The sequence below is a fragment of the Paenibacillus barengoltzii G22 genome (assembly GCF_000403375.2).
Taxonomy (GTDB): Bacteria; Bacillota; Bacilli; order Paenibacillales; family Paenibacillaceae; genus Fontibacillus; species Fontibacillus barengoltzii.
Genome location: NZ_KE159652.1, coordinates 163,184 through 181,720, shown reverse-complemented (window position 1 = coordinate 181,720; position 18,537 = coordinate 163,184). Strand labels below are relative to the sequence as shown.

Here is an 18,537-nt window from a genome sequence, read left to right as displayed (position 1 = left end):
CCCGGCCTAAACCCAAATTTTATGGGTCAATCGACCCGATCCTTATATTTCCAGGCATAGAGAAATAAGAAAAGAACCGCCCCAGCGACCACCAACTCCGGCGCGATCATCATCATAAACCATTCCATTCCCTTCACCCTTTCCCCGGCGAATTGCCTCTTACATATTTGGCATCAAACAAAAATAACCGCATCAGCAAAAACAAGGAAGGAATGAGAATACACAATCCCGCGACAAATGCGGTGATTAAAGCGACAGCCATCGTCTCGTTCGTAAAGCTCTCATAGATGCTCACCTGCTTATAGAGAATATAGGGAAGGTGGCTGCGGCCATAGCCGTACCAAGCGAACCCGAACTGCAGCATGACCAGCAGGAAGGACCAGCCGAGCCGCCGTTTTTTCCACATCAAGAAGACGGCCCCCAGATAACAAATCAGAGACGCGATAAACATCCACGCAATATCCAACATATGTGCGAAGTGCTCCGGATTTTGCCGATTGATCTGAAAAAAGGCGAATACACAGGCGAGAATCGTCGGCCCGCTCCACAGCAAGGCATACCCGCGCAGGACTCCGAAAGCCCGCTGATCCTCCGCTTTATCTGCATAAAAAGCAAGAAACATCGCCGAAATATACAGCACCGACACCAATGCCAACAGAATCACCGACCAAGTATACGGATTCGCAAAGAAGGCTGCCCAATCCAACACAACCTTCCCGTCGCGCTCGCCGATAATTCCGCCCTCCGAAATCGCCAAGATCGTCGAAAGGGCCGCCGGAATCAGCAAACCCGTCGCCCCGTAGATCGCCATATACGTTTTGTTGTTCGCTTGGCTCGCGCCATAGGTGTTATACGCGTAATAAGCGCCTCGCAAGGCAAGCAGCACGGTCACCAAGCTGCCGGGAATCAGCAGCGCCGTGCCGTAATAGTACGCGGAATCCGGAAAGAACCCGACCAACCCAACGACGAAAAAGATCAAAAACACGTTGGTCACTTCCCACACCGGTGACAGGTACCTTTGAATAATGTCGTGGATTTTGTTTTCGTGGCCGGTGATCACGCTGTAATAGCTGAAAAATCCGGCCCCAAAATCAACGGAGGCGACGATCAAATAACCAAACAGAAACGTCCACAACACCGTAATGCCGACCAGCTCATAGCTCATTTCGCGTCTCCTCCCTCAAGCCCGGCTTGCCGCAGCTCGGTGAGCACATCCTTGTTGCGGAACATCCGGGATAATACGTAAACGCAGGAAAGGCACAGGACCAGATACAGCACAGCGAACATCAGCAGCATCGGGCCAACGCTTTTCGAGGTGGTGGCGGCTTCCCCCACCTTCATATACCCCCGGATGATCCACGGCTGACGGCCAAACTCGGCGAACATCCAGCCGAGCTCGATGGCAACCATCGCCAGCGGTCCCAGCGCCAGAATGCCGATCAGCAGCCAGACCGGAACCTTCGTTTTGCCGCCGGGCAAGTAGCGCCGAAGCAAATACAGGAACGGAATCAGCACGAGCAGCGCCCCGATCGTCACCTTGAGGTCAAACATATAATGGATCAGCAAAGGCGGACGCTCATCCTCCGGGAACTCCTCTAACCCGATGACCCGGGTATTTGGCGAGTTACCGGCAAGGATGCTAAGCGCATACGGGATTTTCAGCGCGTATTTGACATTTCCCGCTTCATCCAGGACGCCGCCATAAATCAGCGGTGCCCGTTCCATCGTTTCAAAATGCCATTCCGCGGCCGCCAGCTTCTCCGGCTGGTACTTAGCCAGAAACTTGCCGGAGAAATCCCCAATCACCGCCGTCGCCAGAGCAAATACGAAGGCAGACATCACGGTCAGCTTCAGCGCCTTTTTGAAATAAACGTGATCCCGGCCGCGCAGCAAACTAAACGCCGCGATGCCCGCCAGAATTCCCGCGCTGGCCGTATACGAAGAAGCCAGGACATGGGACACCTTGGTTGGCGTGGCCGGGTTAAACATCGCGACCAGCGGACGGAAGTCGGCAATGACCCCATTTTTGAGGGTGAATCCCTGCGGTGTGTTCATGAAGGCGTTCAGCGTGGTGATGAAGAAGGCGGAGGCGGAAGAACCGATGGCCACCGGAACTAACAGGAGCAGGTGCAGCCCTTTATTTTTGAAGCGATCCCATGTATAAAAGTAGATCCCCAGGAAAATCGCCTCCACAAAAAAGGCGAAGGTCTCCATAAACAGCGGCAGCGCAATCGCCTGCCCGGCGACGCGCATAAAGGTAGGCCAAAGCAGGCTCAGCTGCAAGCCGATAGACGTCCCGGTCACGACTCCAATCGCCACGGAGATGACGAAGCCGCGAGCCCAGCGACGAGCCAGCATCGTATAATGCGGATCGTTCGCGCGAATGCCCCGCCACTCCGCCAGTGCGATCATCAGCGGTACGCCCACGCCAATCGATGCAAAAATGATATGTACAAACAAGGTCAGCCCGGTAAGCATCCGGCTTAACGTGACCGGGTCAAGATGTGTCATAACGAAGCTCCTTCAAGAGAAGTAATGGAGGAAGCGAATCACGCTTTTGATAAAGGCATACAACATGATCACAGCCACGATGAGACATACGATCGCCAGAGTTCGCTCTTGTTTTCGGAACATGCCTTCGCCTCCTTGCCCATTTAGTGTGTCGCGGATGTTCCTTTTTATTCCTGTAAGGGTTGGGCAATAGGCCGCATTGAGGTACAATAGACACGAAAAGTTTAAAATTAAACCATCAAGGATTGGATTAAGTCCTTACCTAATAGAAAGGAGTCGTGATGATCTATGAAGATCGTCTTTATCGAACCGACCCCCAGCCCAAATACGATGAAACTCCATTTGGATGAAAGCCTGGAGCCGGGGATTCGGAAAACATATACACGGGACAACGAACGCTCCGCCCCTGCTTGGATTCGCGGATTGCTGCAGATCCCTGGGGTCAAAAGCGTATTCCACACCGCTGATTTTGTCGCTTTGGATCGGAAAGGCAGCGCCGATTGGGCGGCGATCTTGTCCGAAGTGCAGAAGCAGTTCGGACAGGAAGGCGTCGAATCAGCCTGGAGTCCGGAGAGCGGGGAAGCCTCGGGATTTGGGGAAGCCCAGGTATTCGTGCAGTTCTTCCGGGGCATCCCGATGCAAATTCGGGTGAAGGCGGGGAACCAAGAGGAACGGATCTCGTTGTCCGAGCGGTTCGTGAACGCCGTCACTGAGGTGGCCAGTGCCACGCTGATCAAGGAGCGCAAGCTCGTGGACTACGGCGTGCGCTACGGCGAGCTGCCGGACATTGCCCGCGAGATCGAGCAGGAGCTGGAGGCGGCCTTTCCGCCGGAGCGGCTGAAAGGCATCGTCGAGCAAGCGATCGCCCATGGCCGCAGCGAGACGGAGTTCGTCGAGCAGCGGCGCGCGCTGAGCCTGGACGAAATCCGCGAGCGGATGAAGGACCCCGATTGGCGCGTGCGCTACGCCGCACTGGAGTCGCTGCAGCAGCCAACCGAAGAGGCGTTGCCGTTGCTGGCGGAGGCGCTGCGCGATCCGCAAATGCAGCTCCGCCGGCTCGCCGTCGTGTATCTCGGCGATCTGCGGACGCCGGAGGCGATGGAGCTGCTGTATGAGGCGCTGCGCGACTCTTCCGCCGCCGTGCGGCGCACCGCCGGCGACACGCTGTCCGACATCGGCGATCCGGCAGCCACAGGGCCGATGATCGCCGCGCTGTCGGACAGCAGCAAGCTGGTCCGCTGGCGCGCGGCCCGCTTCCTATACGAGGTCGGCACGGATGATGCCTTGGAGGCGCTGCGCGCAGCGGTGGACGACCCTGAGTTCGAGGTCGGTCTGCAAGCGCGCATGGCCGTCGAGCGGATCGAGTCCGGCGAGCAAGCCGCCGGAACCGTCTGGCAGCAGATGGCCGGCCGTGATCGCGGAGGCAGCAAGTAAAGATAAACAAAACGAGCAAGGATCATCAGACAGGAGATGTCTGTGTTCCTTGCTCGTTATTTTTTTCAAAACTTATTCCCAATGAATCTCCACCCGCAAATCATTCGTCCCATCCAAAGGCTGCATCAGGTAACGGATATTTCGGATGCCTAAATTGTACAGCCCGGTCAAGTCCTCCAGCAGCTGCTCATCCGAACCGGCGTAACGCACGGTCACTGTCGCTTTTCCTTCCTTCATCCCGGCCTTCACTCGCTCCGCGATTTCTTTGGTATTGGACACGGACGCATCGGCATCATATAAGTCATACCCCAGCGCGGTCTTCAGGGCGAGATAAGTGTGCTTTTTCTCCCCGCCAGCCTCAATTAACGCCTGCAAGGTTTGAATATAAGGAACGGATGCCCGAGGATAATCGGCCGCCTTCCAGACATGATCCTGCCTCATCTGCTCATCGGTTCGCAAGTAATACGTATAATTCACACGCTTAGGCACATCAGGAACCGGGTCGTCCCAGGTCGTGTCCAAATGGTACCAGCGGTTGTCGAGACGCACGAGGTTCCATGCATGCAGCTGGCCCCCCGCTGTCCCTTCGACTAGTCGGTTCTCAATCCCGGCTTCCTTCAGCAACTCGTAAGTCAACAAGGCGTAGCCCTGACATACCGCTTCCCCGGTTTTGAGCCCTTCATAAGCGGTATATTTCTGTAGATCGGTATCGTACTTCAAGTTCAACACGACATAATCATGAATCGCTTTGATTTTCTGATGGTTGTTCATTCCCGGTTGGATCAGCTGCTTCAGGATGTTCTTCACCCTTTGGCGGACGTAAGCCGTTTGCTCAGCGGTTTCACGGTAATGCACCTGCAGGGTGATTTTGGCCGAGCTCGTCGTCCCTCGCCAGGAGTAGACGTAACGATCCACGATATATTTCGTGTACGGATCAGCTTCCAGCGCATCGTTCACCGCTTGCTTCAGCTGCTTCTCCAAATTTTGGGTCGACCCCTTATATTTCAAGGTAATCGTTGGGTTCCGCGCCTCCATCCCTTGCGCCAGCTTCGCCTGCAATTGCTTGGTCGTGGTGACCGTCGCCGGCTCCGCTGCCGCTTGCACCGGGACCGCAATCCATGCAAGGGGTTCAGCACTTAGCAGGAAACCGCCGATCACCCCGGTTATGAGCCAACCTTTTGAAAGTCTCCCGATTTTCTTTCGCATCTGGCTTCCCTCACCTTCTGGTCAAGCTGCACAAACGATTGCTGCCAAACTTACGATCAAGCCCATTGTAACACAGCCATTCCTGCAAAAGCTTACTAGTTTTGTCGATGCAAATCCGGATTTGGACAACTTCCTTAAGTCGATTCCTTCGAGATTTCCACGAAAATCTGTTTCCTAAAATTCACAATCAGCTTCTACAAATGAAAGCTGGGCTTATGTATAATAAAATCATAAATAATGTGATAAATGTCATTGCATAATTTTTCGGACTTCCGTAGGAATGGAGAATCGATTGGATGACTATCGTCAATATTTCGGATATTTCGGTGGAATTATTTTTGGCTGTCATGTTTTTTCTGTTGATTGTGGCGCCTATGGTGAGCCTCGGTGTACTTCGACTGTTCCAGGGCCGCAAGCGGGCGGGCCTTGCCTTAATCGGCGGCGGAGTGTTGGGATACTTCGTATTCCAACTGATTGCCGGACTATTTATCTAATCTAGGAAGCGTAATCATTTTATAACTCTGCAAAAGAAAACGGCGATACAGGCCCTTCCTGTATCGCCGTTTGGCTATTGCTTATTTTACAGCAGCTGCCGCTTGCTCATGCTCCATGCTTTCGATAAATTTCTCGCAATCGATCGCTGCCATGCAGCCGCTTCCAGCCGCCGTGATCGCTTGACGGTAGCGGTTGTCCTGGACGTCGCCGCAGGCGAAGACGCCCGGAACGTTAGTCTCGGAAGTGCCTGGCTTCACCACAATGTACCCGTTGGCATCCAGCTCGATTTGGCCGCCCAAGAACGAGGTGTTCGGTTGATGGCCAATCGCCACGAATACGCCGCTGGCTGGAATGACTTCTTCCTCGCCCGTTGCGTTGTTGCGCACTTTCAAGCCGGTAACCCCTTGTTCCCCAGCGATAACTTCAAGCGGTGTGCGGTTGAGAGCCAGCTCGATTTTCTCGTTGCTGCGGACGCGATCCTGCATAATCTTCGAGGCGCGAAGCTCATCGCGGCGATGCACCACCGTCACTTTCGTAGCAAAGCGGGTCAGGAAGCCGGCTTCCTCCATGGCGGAGTCGCCGCCGCCAACGACGATAATCTCCTTGTTGCGGAAGAAGAAACCGTCACAGGTTGCGCACGTGCTTACGCCGCGTCCAACGTTCACCTCTTCGCCCGGGATACCCAGGTATTTAGCCGTTGCCCCTGTCGACAAGATCAGCGTCTCGGTCACGAGCTCACCAATTCCTTCAACCTGCAATTTAAACGGACGTTGGCTCAGGTCTACACTGTTCACCCAGCCCATGCGGAATTCAGCGCCAAAACGTTCGGCTTGCTTGCGCATATTATCCATCAATTCCGGGCCCATGATCCCATCCGGGAACCCTGGGAAATTTTCAACTTCCGTAGTTGTTGTTAATTGACCGCCAGGCTGCGGGCCTTCAATTACCAGTGGATTCATGTTCGCGCGAGCGAGATATATTGCAGCGGTTAACCCGGCTGGTCCGGTTCCGATAATTATTGATTTGTACATATCCTCAAATCCTTTCAAATGGATTCTCCCAAATTATAGATATAAGATTGCTTGATTCTAATTATGTGAACGTTGCAGGAATCTGTCAATCTTAGTAATGGATAGGTTTGGTGAAGGTTAAATGAAGGAATGGTGAAGATCGCTACCGAAGCAGCCGCAGCCCGTTTAATATCACCAGTAACGTGCTGCCTTCATGACCTACAACACCAAACGGCAAAGGGATGCCCGCTGCAAAATTGCTTACGATTAGCATCAGAATCACCGCACCCGCAAACACCAGATTCTGCTTCACGATCTGCCGAGCGCGCCGGGCAAGCGAGATCGTCTCTGCAATCCGCTCGATGCTGTCGTTCATCAGCACGACATCGGCCACGTCCAGCGCGGCCCCGCTGCCGCCGCCGCCCATGGCGATGCCCACGCTTGCGGCTGCGAGCGCCGGCGCATCGTTTACGCCGTCGCCAACCATCGCGACGCTGCCGTATCGCTCCCGCAGCGCCTTGACATGCGCGACCTTCTCCTGCGGGAGCAAATCGGCGTACACGAGGTCCACGCCGATCTCCTTGGCCAGCGCATGGGCGGTTACGCTGCGGTCGCCGGTCAACATCGCGACGGCGACCCCCAGCTCGTGCAGCCGGGCGATGGCCGCCTTGGCCTGCGGGCGCACCTCGTCGCGGAGCGCGATGAGGCCGATGTACTCCCCGTCCCGTTGAATGACGGAGACGGTGTGCCCCTCGGCGATCCACTCGCGCAGCTGCTCAGCCAGCGGTCCTGGCAGCAGCGAGTCGCCAGCGCCCGCCTTGCCGATGCGCCACATCGCGCCGCTGACCTTCGCTTCGATGCCCCAGCCCGGAAGCGCCCGCAGTTCCTCGGCCCCGTCGATCGGCAGCCCCTCGGCTTGTGCTTTGCGTACGATCGCTTGAGCCAGCGGATGCTCCGACAGGCTCTCTGCCGCAGCGCTGGCAGCCAGCACCTCCCGCGGGTCAACGCCTTCGACGGTGTACAGCCCGGTGACCACCGGCGAGCCTTCCGTCAGCGTCCCGGTTTTATCCAACGCAACGGCCCGAACGCTGCCCAGGTGGTCCATATGTGCTGCGCCTTTGAACAGCACGCCTTTGCGGGCGCTCTTCGACATCGCCGAGAGCATCGCCGGCATCACCGACGACACAATCGCGCACGGGGAAGCCACGACAAGAAACACCATCGCCTTGTAAAAAGCAAACGACCAGCTCCATCCAAGCAACCACGGTGTGAGCAGGATTAGGCCCAATGTTGCCGCCACAATGGTCTTGGCGTAAATGCCCTCCAGCCGCTGAATAAACCGCTGCGTTCCCGGCACCTCCTGCTGAGCCTGCTCCACAAGGGTGATAATTTTGGCGAACAAGGTGCCTTCCGCCGGGCTGGACACCTCTACATAAATCGCCCCTTCTCCATTAATTGTTCCGGCATACACTCCGTCTCCCGGCTGTTTATCCACCGGGATCGATTCTCCGGTGATGGCGGATTGATTCACCGCAGAGCTTCCGGTGCGAATGACCCCGTCTGCCGGGATCACCTCCCCGGGCTTCACCAGCAGCAGGTCGCCCACGGCCAGCGCCTCCACCGGCACCAGCTCCATCCCATCTCCGCCAACGCGAAGCGCTGTTTCCGGCTTCATCGCAATCAGCGCTGAGATGTCCTTCTGGCTCTGTTCGCTGGCGAACGACTCCAGAGCGCCGCTTAACGCAAAGATGAAGATGAGCATCGCTCCTTCATTCCAATAGCCAATCGAGGCAGCACCCAACGCCGCCGCGATCATCAGCAAATTGACATCCAAATCCCGCTCTTGGATTAAAGTGATTAAGCCTTCCCGGGCTTTCACATAACCCCCCACCGCATACGCAGCAATATACAGCGCGACGGAGATCCAAGGCATCATCCCCTGCATCCCCCAGACCCATGCGGTAAGCATCAACCCGCCGCTGCCTAGCGCGAGCAGCAGCTCCCGGTGGCTGAAGAGCCGCTTCCAATTCAACCGCCGCTTCCCGCCCGGGTTAGGTTGATGGGCGGTTTGATTCACTTCCGGCAAGGTTCTTCGATGGGCGACTTCCATGATAAACTCCTCCTTATACAGGCGGTCAAGATGAGAATGAATATTATTGTTAACCCCCTAAAAATGGCGCAAGCTGCCCCGGGATCTTCCCGGAGCAGCTCACAAATGAGAACGATAATCATTGTTGAATCAGGACAATAATTTTGGTTAAGAGAAACTTTTGACTCTATTGTATGCCGATATTTCCATTTTGTAAACACCTGTTGACCTCGATTTTAGATTCACAGCGCAGCCCTTGTTCACACACGAACAAAAGCCGCTGACCGGACAAACAAACTCCGGTTCAGCGGCTTCTATATTCACCGTATTAGGCCTGGCTCGCAGCAATTGCCTGCTCCAAATCATACAGGATGTCGTCGATTGATTCCGTCCCTACGGACAAGCGGATTAGCCCCGGCGTAACGCCCGCGGCCAGTTGCTCCGCTTCCGTCAACTGCTGGTGCGTTGTGCTGGCCGGATGAATGATCAGCGACTTCGAATCGCCGACATTGGCCAGATGCGAGAACAGCTTCACGCTGTTGATCAGCTTGCGACCGGCTTCCACGCCGCCGCGGATTTCAAACGTGAGGATCGCGCCTTGTCCTTTCGGCAAGTATTTTTGTGCCAGTTCATAGGATGGGTGGCTTGGCAATCCTGCATAGCTGACCCATTCGACCAACTCATGCGATTCCAGATATTGCGCCACCTTCAGGGCGTTCTGGCTGTGACGTTCCACGCGCAGATGCAATGTTTCCAGCCCTTGCAGCAGCAGCCACGCATTAAACGGCGACAACGAAGCGCCGAGATCGCGCTGCAGCTGAACGCGAGCCTTAATAATGTAAGCAAGCGGACCTACAGCTTGCGTATATACAACGCCGTGGTAGCTTGGATCCGGCTCGGTCAAGCCTGGGAATTTCCCGCTGGCCGCCCAGTCGAATCTTCCGCTGTCGACGATGATGCCGCCGATCGAAGTGCCGTGCCCGCCGATAAACTTCGTCGCCGAGTGCACAACGATGTCCGCCCCGAAGTCGATTGGACGCAGCAAATACGGGCTCGGGAACGTATTGTCGACGATCAGCGGAATTCCGTGCTCATGGGCAATCGCCGCGACCGCTTCGATATCCAGCACATCGCCCTTCGGGTTGCCGATCGTCTCGGCGTAAAGCGCCTTCGTCTTGTCGGTAATCGCAGCTCGGAAGTTCTCCGGATTCGAGGAATCCACGAACTTCACATGCACGCCCAGCTTAGGAAGTGTGGTGGAAAACAGATTATAGGTACCGCCGTACAACGAGGTCGAGGAGACGATTTCGTCACCCGCCCCGGCAATATTTAAGATGGAGAAAGTGATCGCTGCCTGACCCGAGGCCGTCGCCAATGCCCCGACGCCGCCTTCTAGCGCAGCTACACGCTTCTCGAACACGTCATTGGTTGGGTTCATGATCCGCGAGTAAATGTTGCCGAATTCCTTCAAACCAAACAGATTCGCCGCATGCTCGGTATCGCGAAAACCATACGACGTCGTCTGGTACAGCGGGACCGCACGGGAGTATGTAGTGGGATCGATCTCCTGGCCGGCGTGAATCGCCAGCGTTTCTGGGGCATATTGACGCTCTTCAGACATGGATAATTCCTCCTTCAAATCTTCGAAATCATGAGAAATCGAGAATGTTTTTTCATATTCTCTCACATCTCTTCGGATTTGAAAATAGGAAATCCGATAATTTTTATATGAATTATTCTGTTTGAGCTACACCCGTTGATATTTCCGGATAAAATAAGCATCCTCGAACGTCGGCTCCCCTTCGTGGAGCTCTGGAAAGAGGGGGGCTTCCCCAACCAGCTTGACATAGATGCCTTCCGCCGTTTCCCGAAACTGAATCAACCCGGTCTCCGGGCACTGATCAAATTGCTTGCGCGTCAGCATCCCTTCCCATACCCGGTAGGGCAAATCTGCCATCCAGGACGTTTTTCCACCGTAAAAACGAACCTTTCCCTGATCTAGCCACAGCACATAATCCGCTGCTTCCTCCCATTCGCTGAGTTCATGCACCGCCGCGATGACCATTCGTCCTTCGGCATACCGGTTCAAATAAGCGATCGCCAGCTTCCGCTCTCCGGTGTCCATGCCGTTTAGCGGCTCATCGAGAAGCAGGAAGCGCGGAGCAGCGAGCAGCGACTGGGCCAGAGCGACCCTCCGCTGCACGCCGCCGGATAAGCGCTTGAGCTTCGTGTCACGATATGCTTCCAGCCGAAAATCACGAAGCAGCCCCTCCGTACGCTCCGAATGAAATACACCCTTTAGCTCAGACAAATAATTGAGCAGCTTGTGCGGCGTCATATTCTCATACAGCTCGACCTCCGACGGCACGTATCCGATTTGACTGCGCACCAGCGGCAGATCGGCCAGCGCCGACCGCTCCTGATAGAGAATTTCCCCTTGATACGGCAGGTTTACCGTCGCCAGAAGCTCCAGCAGGGTGGTTTTCCCGGCTCCGTTCACCCCGACCAGCAAGGTGATCCCCGGTCTCAACTGCAATTGGTCGATCTGCAGGATAAATCCGCCGATCGGGCGTTCCCGCAGCCCTTCGATGCGAATCATCGCTGCACACCGTCCTGACCGGTAGCGGTCTTCAGGTTCCGACTGCGAAAATACGAACGGAACAACAGAAGGGCACCGACCAGCAGACATGTTGCATTCATCACAATTCCTGTCCCCGCCCCGGCAGTCAGATTCATCGACGCCATCTGGTCGAAGAGAACCAGCCACAGAAGGTAGACGCCGACTGCGGTCCACACCCCCGCCTTATGTCCGTAACGAAACAACATGTACATCGCTGCTCCTCCGATGAGCAGGGAAATCCCTAACCAATCCAGCAAGAAAGGAATCAATGGCAACGTCGCTTCGCCGACCGTCGTCACACGAATGCTCACCACGATGGAACTGATCAGCGCCCAGCCCACGACCATCGCCATGATCATCAGCATGCGGCTGTATATGACCAGCGCCGGCGGGTAGGGGGTCACGCTCTCGATCGCGCGCATGCCGCGATCCCAGCTGCGATAACTGTATAGCATCGAGGCGATCAGCATCAGCGGGGTAATCAGAGAGAAAAATCCCGGCACCCGATCCCCCAGCAACCCATTGCTCAGAGGATGACGCGGATCCACCAAAAATACCAGCATCAAAAAGATAGCTGCCCCCGTCAACATCAACGAACGGCGGTTCAAACGAAATTGACTCCGCAGCAACCGACCCAAGGTGGGCGGTTCCACTTCAGCATTAAAATCCAGCGATGCCGCCGCATTTTGCGCTTGAAGGGCGGCGAATTCCGGCTGCAGCGCCTGGATCAGCGCCGCGGTTTCCGACGGAGTTGGTCCCGGCTGCAGCGCCTGCCGCAGCGGCTCGCGCAGCTCCCGCTCCAATTGCTCCAGCTCTTTATCAATGGATCGTTCCATGCATCGGCACCTCACTTTCCTTTTTTCCATGAATTTTAGGGACCTCATCGTCTGAAACCGATAACCGCGAGTCTGCTGAGCGTGACAGCACCCGCTTCAACTTGCGCAATCCTCCATAAAGGTGCGACTTGACGGAGCTCAGCGGCAACTCCAGCAGCTCTGCGATTTCCTGCAGCTTTAAATCATGGAAGAAGCGCATGCGCACGACCTCTTGCTGCAGTTCCGGAAGCATCGTCATCGTCTCGGCCAGCTGCTGTACCGTCTCCTGCCGTTCGATCAATTCCTCCGCCCTTGGTGATGGATCGATATCCTCCGGAATCGTGTCGATCCCCGCGTACTCTGAACGGTAGGACGCGCTGCGCCAATAATCTCGGCACAAATTCAGCGCCACTTTATAGAGCCACGGGCGAAGCTGCTCCATACCGCCATGCCTTTTCAGGTGGCGAATCAGCCGGATAAACGTCTCCTGGACGATATCCTCCGCTTTCCCCCGGTCCTTGAGCTGACTGGTGACATAGGACAGCAGCGGCCCGTGATACCTCGTTACCAGCAGCTCGAACGCTTCTTGATCGCCGGCAGCCATTCGCTCGGCCAACAGCGTGTCCGAAATCATTGTTTTTCCCCCTCCCCCTAATTTCTATAGTAGGTTGTTCCATATCAATCAAACGCCCTGCCCTGTAGGCTCTGTAAGGCGAGCGTTATTCCTCTTCTGCGCTAATCCAGCGTTCTCTCCTGCCCATCAACCAAACGGCAAAAGCAAGCAATAGCAGCGATGCGATCAACAAGCCGATTCGATTTTGTGGAAAGGAGTACGACTTCTTTAAATAGCTCGCATACAACGTCCAACGGCCCAGCCAATCGCCAAAACTAAGGGAGTCCATAACCCAGACGGCGAAGCCAAGCACCAAGCCGCCGTATATACGGCGAAACAGCACGATTCCAACTATCGTTAAAGAGTTAAGCAGCACATAAGCCGGCAGGTTCTGAAGGATCAGGGAGTAGACGCTCATCTCGGCCCTCGGTATAGCCTCTGCGCCGTTCCAAGGATGACGGATGGTCCATATCCCCCCGAAAAACCACGCATAGACCGACATCAGAATGACCCCTAACCCGACTGTCAGCAGAAGTGAAAGCAGCCATTTTCGGAAAACCAGCTGTCCTAAAGACACGGGGTACGTCGCGAGAACCTCCATGCCGCCTCCAATGTCCCGCTGGAACAAGAGCAGAGGCAGGAGCACCGCTACCGAGAACATGGCCATTTCCGAGAAGTAGTATACATTTCTTGGCCGTTCGGGATCCCCCAACAAAATACCAAGCAGATAAAGCACAAACATCAGCAGCGTCAGCCAGGTAATCGGTTGCTTATGCACCTTCAGCTCCAAGGTCCATCCGCGGAACCAGCTGTTTCGGCTTCGATCGTTAGTTGGCGTCGGCATCATCATGCATCACCTGCTTCCATACTTGTTCCCATTCGGTATACGGAATCGGTCCCGTCCGTCCCTCAGGATCATCCACTTGGGGGATTTCCAGCCCCTTGGCGTAAAAATGGTTTAGAACCTGTTTCACCTGATTATTTTTCCCTTCATCCAGCGCTTGAGCCACCTGCGTTGCCATCTGCAAACCAAGATGATTCGGGTCGGTCTCATCGTTCGGTTCCATTATACTGTACAGCAGGCTGCCGCCGGCGCCTTGCTTCAGATCCTCTGCCGTGAAGTCTCTATGCTCCCGGAAATATATATACCACATCAAAGCCCGAATCTGCGGACGCACGTCTTTTGATACATCCAGAATGTTGTATTCTCCTTCGCTTGAGCCCAGCAGCATCGAATTCATCAGCATGTTCGTATACTGCTCATGTTCCGTGACCAGCCAGATCAAGTACCCGGTCTTATTCTCCAAGTCAGGCGAGTGGTTATCATCCAACGGCAGCATAAGCAACTGGTCTAGCTTGGGTTCCCAAGGTTCAACCCAGCTTTTAAAATAGGCGTACTCGTTCGCCCACGTCTCCAGCAGCTTCTGTGCTCTTCCCACGTTATAAGGGGTGGTCACGAGCCGAACCGGCAATTTCGGATTGGCCACCTCCTCAAACTCCCCGCCGTATAACTTCACGAATGCCGACGAGTTGCCCTCAAACACTTGTCCTTCCACGGTCTGCTCCACCTGCTCCAGGTTCCCGTAGAGCTTGGTCTCAAATCCGGTCGCGGTAATTCGAAAATCAGCGGACGGCAGCAGCCAACCGCCAAAATCTGATGCGATGTTGATGGCCTTTTGGCTCGTATTTTTAACGTAAACTGGATATTCCCCCGGCAATGGATACCAGGCGATATATCCCGGGAGTCTTACGTTTTCCCCTTTGACGAAAGCCAGATACGCTCCCTCCGTATAATCCTCGGCCACGTAATCCATCACTTTCCCGCTGTAGGCCATCTCGACCTGAACCGCGTCATGGGCAGACAGAGGGGCGGATAACTTGAGCGTCAACTTCTCTCCTTCATGCGAAAACGGAACGGCTTCCCCCTTCACCGTGACATGGTCTACATGGAACGTCCGATTTAAGGTAAACACCAGCTCGCTGCGTCCCGCTAACTCCCCCGCAGGAATATCCATGACCGTCTTGATGCTTAAGCGATCATCCGGCTCCCGCTCGAGATCGATATCATACTTGTCGATCCGAATCGTTTCCACCTTCAGCCTTTGGACATCACCCGTGGACAGGACGGCCGGGTCGTTTAACTTGGCATAGAAGTCACGATTCCGCTCGCTCCAAACAGACAGATAAGGGAAAAAAGTTCCCGCTGCGAGCACCAAAGCCAATCCCCCGGCTACCCAATTTCTGCGCTGATAAGCCGTGGGACGCAGCCGATTCAGCAGGAACACACCGGCTGTTAACAGCAGCAGCGTAAACGCCAGAACAAACCAGCGGGATATCGCCAGATCGTCTGCGATGAGACGAATCCCCCATGTTTCAGCATCGGGGTCCCCGGTCACAAACAATTGATTGAGGTGGAACGTACGCAGCACGTACCATCTGTTGCGTTCGAGCAGGAAAATATCCAGAAAGAACGTCCCAAACATCCAGGCGCAAAAAGCGATCAAATAGACAGCCCGATTCGCGATGCAAATCGCAAGCAGCATGGCCAGCGCCAAGGTAACGAGATAGGACACTTCAAAGCTGAGCATATAATAGCTCGTATAGTACCAGGTGATCGAGGAGGCTACGCCCGTCTGCGAGGAAACCCAGGCAAACATGGCACCGGCCAGCAGCGTGAACACCGTAAAATACAACACTCCCGCCACGTATTTGGCTGAAATTCTAGAAACATAGGACACCGGCAACGCCGCATTCCATTCAAAGGAGGTTCGGCGAATATCCCGGCGGATCATCAGTACGCCTAGCAGCATCGTCAACCCCAGGCTCATCGTGTGCAGCAGAGTAAGGCTGGTATAGGACCGTGGGAAGAACAGGCTATCCTGGTTTGGCAAATTTCTGAGATTCAAAAACAGCAGTCCCCCAAAGATCACAAGGATTCCCAACAGCCAACGGTTCCCAAACAACAGGCGAAGCTCAAATTGGAACAGGCGTCTTACTTTACTCATGATCCATACGCCGCCCCTTCCATCCGCTCCGATCTGAGCAGAGCCAAGTAGCCATCCTCCAGCGTCGGCGAGGCCAGCTTGGCTTCGCTTGCCCCCTCCGGCGGCAACTCGCTGATAATCCGGCAGAACAGGCCGCCTTCGGTCGGCTGCGTGGACACGACGGACATCGGATCCAACCGGGCAAATTGGCTGTCGGTAAGGCGAACCTCCCAGACCTTCCCGCTTCCGAATTGCTGCAGATCTGCCAGTTCCCCGGACAGTTTCACTTTACCTTTATTCAGGACGGCGATCTGTCGGCAATTGCTCTCAATGTCGGCCACGATGTGCGTCGACAGCAAGACGATCCGCCCCAGACTGAAGCGGGTCAGCAGATTGCGGAACCGCACGCGTTCCTCGGGATCCAGGCCGGCCGTCGGTTCGTCGACGATCAACACCCGCGGCGATCCAAGCAGCGCCTGGGCGATCCCAAGACGGCGTTTCATGCCGCCGGAGTAGGTTTGGACTCTTTTTCGCGCCTTATCTTGCAGGTTGACTTGCTCCAACAACGCTTCGATCTCCGCCTTGCGCTTCTTCTTATCGGTAATCCCCTTCATGACCGCGACATAATCCAGATACTCCGCGCCGGTAAGCTGCGGATACACTTGAAATTGCTGCGGCAAATATCCGATGATGCGGCGAATTTCCTCTGCCTGGCGCAGCGGGATGCCAAAGATCGTCGCTTCACCCGAAGTGGGCGGCATCAGTGTGGCCAGGATCCGCATCAGCGATGATTTCCCGGCGCCGTTGGGACCGAGGAGACCCACCATCCCTTCGTTTAGCGTTAAAGTGACATCGTCCAGCGCTAAACCGCCGCGCGTGTATTTTTTGGATAAATGATCAATTTGTATCATACGTTTCCTCTTTTCCGAACATTTTATCGAGTTATGCCTTCCGCGGGAGACATCTGTACCTGTAACGGAAAGGGGACCTAAAAAGTTTGGATGAAATGAAAAAAGGGCACTATTTCCACAATCGCTCTGGAATAGCACCCTGTTTCTCTCTCATGTCGCTTGATCTTAGTAGTCGTTTTGGCCGCTTTGACCTTGGGCGATGGCCACACCGGCACTGGTGCCAAGGCGCGTTGCCCCCGCCTTGATCATCGCTTCGGCATCAGCCAGCGTACGCACGCCGCCGGACGCCTTCACGCCAACGTTGGGACCTACCGTCTTACGCATCAGCTCCACCGCTTCGACGGTCGCCCCGCCCGTGGAGAACCCGGTCGATGTTTTGACGAAATCGGCTCCAGCTTCCACGGACAGCTTGCAGGCCCGCACGATTTCCTCCTCGGTGAGCAGGCAAGTCTCGATAATGACCTTCACCAGCGCTTTGCCAGCTGCAGCCTGCACCACCCCGGCGATATCGCGAAGAACCAGCCCGTCGTCGCCGTCCTTAAGCGCGCCGATGTTGATGACCATATCGACTTCACCCGCGCCTTCGGCAATCGCGTGGGATGCTTCAAACGCCTTCACTTCCGGCGCCGAGGCGCCCAGCGGGAAGCCGATTACGGTGCAGACCTTAACCGGAGAATCTTTCAGGACCTCCGCAGCAGTCTTGACCCAGGTTGGGTTCACGCATACGGAAGCAAATCCGTATTGCTTGGCTTCCTCCGCCAGTTTGATAATGGCAGCGCGTCCGGCATCCGCCTTCAGCAGCGTATGATCGATCATGGCAGTAATAGATTGGGATTGAGTTGACAAAGAAATTCCTCCGTTCGTGATTTTGAAATGATGAATTGCGTAAATACCTGAAAAGTGCAGGGATTTGGGCTGCATCAGAGAAAGCCTGCAAAAATACAGGTTGAATTTAAGAATCTGCTCGATTTTGGCATATCGTCGAAAAACACCTGTATTTTTGCATCTTTTTCCGGCGAAATGCTAGAAATCAGCGATTATTCCTGCACTTTTGCAGGCTCTCTTCAACTGATGCGGGATCAGTAAAGACTCGAAATTGGCACACCGCTCGGCAGCTTAAACGGATGCTCCGGATTGATATGATCATAGAACATGATCCCGTTGAGATGATCGATCTCATGCTGCATGACGATCGCATCAAAGCCTTTGAACCGTAGCTTGATCTCATTGCCCTCTTCATCGTAGGCCTTCACCTGGACCTTCTCGTAGCGCGGAACAAAGCCCTGCACCGGCCGGTCAACTGACAGGCAGCCCTCGCTCTCCGGCAAATACGTCATCGCTTCCGAATGGCTGATGATCTTCGGATTGTACATCGCCAGCGGCCGATCTTTGCCGTTCTCATCCGTCAGCAGCGCTGCGAACATCCGCTTATTCAGTCCGATCTGATTCGCGGATAACCCCACGCCTGCCCGTAGCTTGTATTTCTTCGACATCTCCGGATCCTGGCTGTTCTTCAGAAATTGCAGCATCGCCGCCATTTCCTCGCGGTCTTCCTCCGTTGGGGGGATGCTGACCGGCTCCGTGACCACTCTGAGAATAGGATCCCCTTCTCTTACAATATCATCCATCGTTATGATGTAATTGCGGTTGAATTTACTCATAAATAAACAGTTCATCCACCTTCGTCTGCAAAATTTTCGCAAGCTTGAAAGCAAGCTCCAGCGTCGGGTCGTACCGGTCGTTCTCCACGCAATTGATCGTTTGGCGCGTGACGCCGCATTCCGCGGCCAGCTCATGTTGGGTTAAGCCCAGCCGCTTTCGGAATTGCTTGATCTTATTGTTCATCGGC

Annotated in this window: 18 protein-coding genes; 2 read left to right on the top strand and 16 right to left on the bottom strand. The window is 55.0% G+C overall.

Features of this window, described 5'->3' with window-relative positions; all coding sequences use genetic code 11:
* Window positions 1–26 precede the first annotated feature (26 nt).
* Genes cydS through C812_RS00905 form a run of 3 tightly spaced genes read right to left on the bottom strand, consistent with a single transcriptional unit; the run spans window position 27 to window position 2,511 of the window.
* The gene (gene cydS / locus C812_RS23035; RefSeq protein ID WP_016310826.1) at window positions 27–128 is read right to left on the bottom strand and encodes a cytochrome bd oxidase small subunit CydS family protein; all 102 of its coding nucleotides are present in this window, start codon (window positions 126–128) and stop codon (window positions 27–29) included.
* Window positions 129–133: 5 nt separating this feature from the next.
* A complete protein-coding gene (locus tag C812_RS00910) occupies window positions 134–1,165 on the bottom strand; it encodes a cytochrome d ubiquinol oxidase subunit II (protein ID WP_016310825.1) in 1,032 nt (343 codons plus the stop codon).
* The gene (locus tag C812_RS00905; RefSeq protein ID WP_016310824.1) at window positions 1,162–2,511 is read right to left on the bottom strand and encodes a cytochrome ubiquinol oxidase subunit I; all 1,350 of its coding nucleotides are present in this window, start codon (window positions 2,509–2,511) and stop codon (window positions 1,162–1,164) included. The genes C812_RS00910 and C812_RS00905 overlap by 4 nt, the downstream gene beginning before the upstream one ends.
* Window positions 2,512–2,799: 288 nt before the next feature.
* Between C812_RS00905 and C812_RS00900 the strand changes: the two genes are divergently transcribed.
* The gene (locus tag C812_RS00900; RefSeq protein WP_016310822.1) at window positions 2,800–3,945 is read left to right on the top strand and encodes a virulence factor; all 1,146 of its coding nucleotides are present in this window, start codon (window positions 2,800–2,802) and stop codon (window positions 3,943–3,945) included.
* A 72-nt stretch (window positions 3,946–4,017) separates the two neighbouring features.
* Here C812_RS00900 and C812_RS00895 read toward each other — a convergent pair whose 3' ends face one another.
* Window positions 4,018–5,151 carry a transglutaminase domain-containing protein gene (locus C812_RS00895; RefSeq protein WP_016310821.1) on the bottom strand — a complete coding sequence of 378 codons (1,134 nt, stop codon included), beginning with the start codon at window positions 5,149–5,151 and terminating at the stop codon, window positions 4,018–4,020.
* Window positions 5,152–5,447: 296 nt separating this feature from the next.
* On the opposite strand from C812_RS00895, the gene C812_RS00890 reads away from it, so the two are divergent.
* Entirely contained in the window at window positions 5,448–5,645 is a 198-nt protein-coding gene (locus C812_RS00890) for a hypothetical protein (RefSeq protein ID WP_016310820.1), read from the top strand.
* Window positions 5,646–5,726: 81 nt separating this feature from the next.
* On the opposite strand, the gene trxB is transcribed toward C812_RS00890, so the two are convergent.
* The 12 genes from trxB to C812_RS00830 form a co-directional block, all read right to left on the bottom strand.
* Entirely contained in the window at window positions 5,727–6,677 is a 951-nt protein-coding gene (gene trxB / locus C812_RS00885) for a thioredoxin-disulfide reductase (protein ID WP_036624473.1), read from the bottom strand.
* A gap of 142 nt (window positions 6,678–6,819) precedes the next feature.
* Window positions 6,820–8,766: a heavy metal translocating P-type ATPase gene (locus C812_RS00880; protein ID WP_016310818.1), complete on the bottom strand. Its 1,947-nt coding sequence runs from the start codon at window positions 8,764–8,766 to the stop codon at window positions 6,820–6,822.
* 307 nt (window positions 8,767–9,073) lie between these two features.
* Window positions 9,074–10,366 (bottom strand): homocysteine synthase, encoded by a 1,293-nt coding sequence (locus C812_RS00875; protein WP_016310817.1) that lies wholly within the window; start codon window positions 10,364–10,366, stop codon window positions 9,074–9,076.
* 126 nt (window positions 10,367–10,492) lie between these two features.
* Window positions 10,493–11,344, bottom strand: a complete 852-nt coding sequence (locus tag C812_RS00870) for an ATP-binding cassette domain-containing protein (protein ID WP_016310816.1) — start codon at window positions 11,342–11,344, stop codon at window positions 10,493–10,495.
* Complete coding sequence (locus C812_RS00865; RefSeq protein ID WP_016310815.1) at window positions 11,341–12,201, bottom strand: hypothetical protein; 861 nt, start codon at window positions 12,199–12,201, stop codon at window positions 11,341–11,343. The genes C812_RS00870 and C812_RS00865 overlap by 4 nt, the downstream gene beginning before the upstream one ends.
* Window positions 12,185–12,814 carry an RNA polymerase sigma factor gene (locus C812_RS00860; protein ID WP_016310814.1) on the bottom strand — a complete coding sequence of 210 codons (630 nt, stop codon included), beginning with the start codon at window positions 12,812–12,814 and terminating at the stop codon, window positions 12,185–12,187. Before C812_RS00860 ends, C812_RS00865 begins: the two co-directional genes overlap by 17 nt.
* An 85-nt stretch (window positions 12,815–12,899) precedes the next feature.
* The gene (locus C812_RS00855) at window positions 12,900–13,637 is read right to left on the bottom strand and encodes a hypothetical protein (RefSeq protein WP_139816622.1); all 738 of its coding nucleotides are present in this window, start codon (window positions 13,635–13,637) and stop codon (window positions 12,900–12,902) included.
* Window positions 13,621–15,798, bottom strand: coding sequence for an ABC transporter permease (locus C812_RS00850; RefSeq protein ID WP_016310812.1), 2,178 nt, complete (start codon window positions 15,796–15,798; stop codon window positions 13,621–13,623). The genes C812_RS00855 and C812_RS00850 overlap by 17 nt, the downstream gene beginning before the upstream one ends.
* Window positions 15,795–16,688: an ABC transporter ATP-binding protein gene (locus tag C812_RS00845; protein WP_016310811.1), complete on the bottom strand. Its 894-nt coding sequence runs from the start codon at window positions 16,686–16,688 to the stop codon at window positions 15,795–15,797. The genes C812_RS00850 and C812_RS00845 overlap by 4 nt, the downstream gene beginning before the upstream one ends.
* 165 nt (window positions 16,689–16,853) lie before the next feature.
* Window positions 16,854–17,504 carry a deoxyribose-phosphate aldolase gene (gene deoC, locus C812_RS00840; protein WP_036624469.1) on the bottom strand — a complete coding sequence of 217 codons (651 nt, stop codon included), beginning with the start codon at window positions 17,502–17,504 and terminating at the stop codon, window positions 16,854–16,856.
* Window positions 17,505–17,767: 263 nt separating this feature from the next.
* Window positions 17,768–18,349: a peptide deformylase gene (def, locus tag C812_RS00835; protein WP_016310809.1), complete on the bottom strand. Its 582-nt coding sequence runs from the start codon at window positions 18,347–18,349 to the stop codon at window positions 17,768–17,770.
* The gene (locus C812_RS00830; RefSeq protein ID WP_016310808.1) at window positions 18,342–18,533 is read right to left on the bottom strand and encodes a helix-turn-helix transcriptional regulator; all 192 of its coding nucleotides are present in this window, start codon (window positions 18,531–18,533) and stop codon (window positions 18,342–18,344) included. The genes def and C812_RS00830 overlap by 8 nt, the downstream gene beginning before the upstream one ends.
* Window positions 18,534–18,537: the final 4 nt, after the last annotated feature.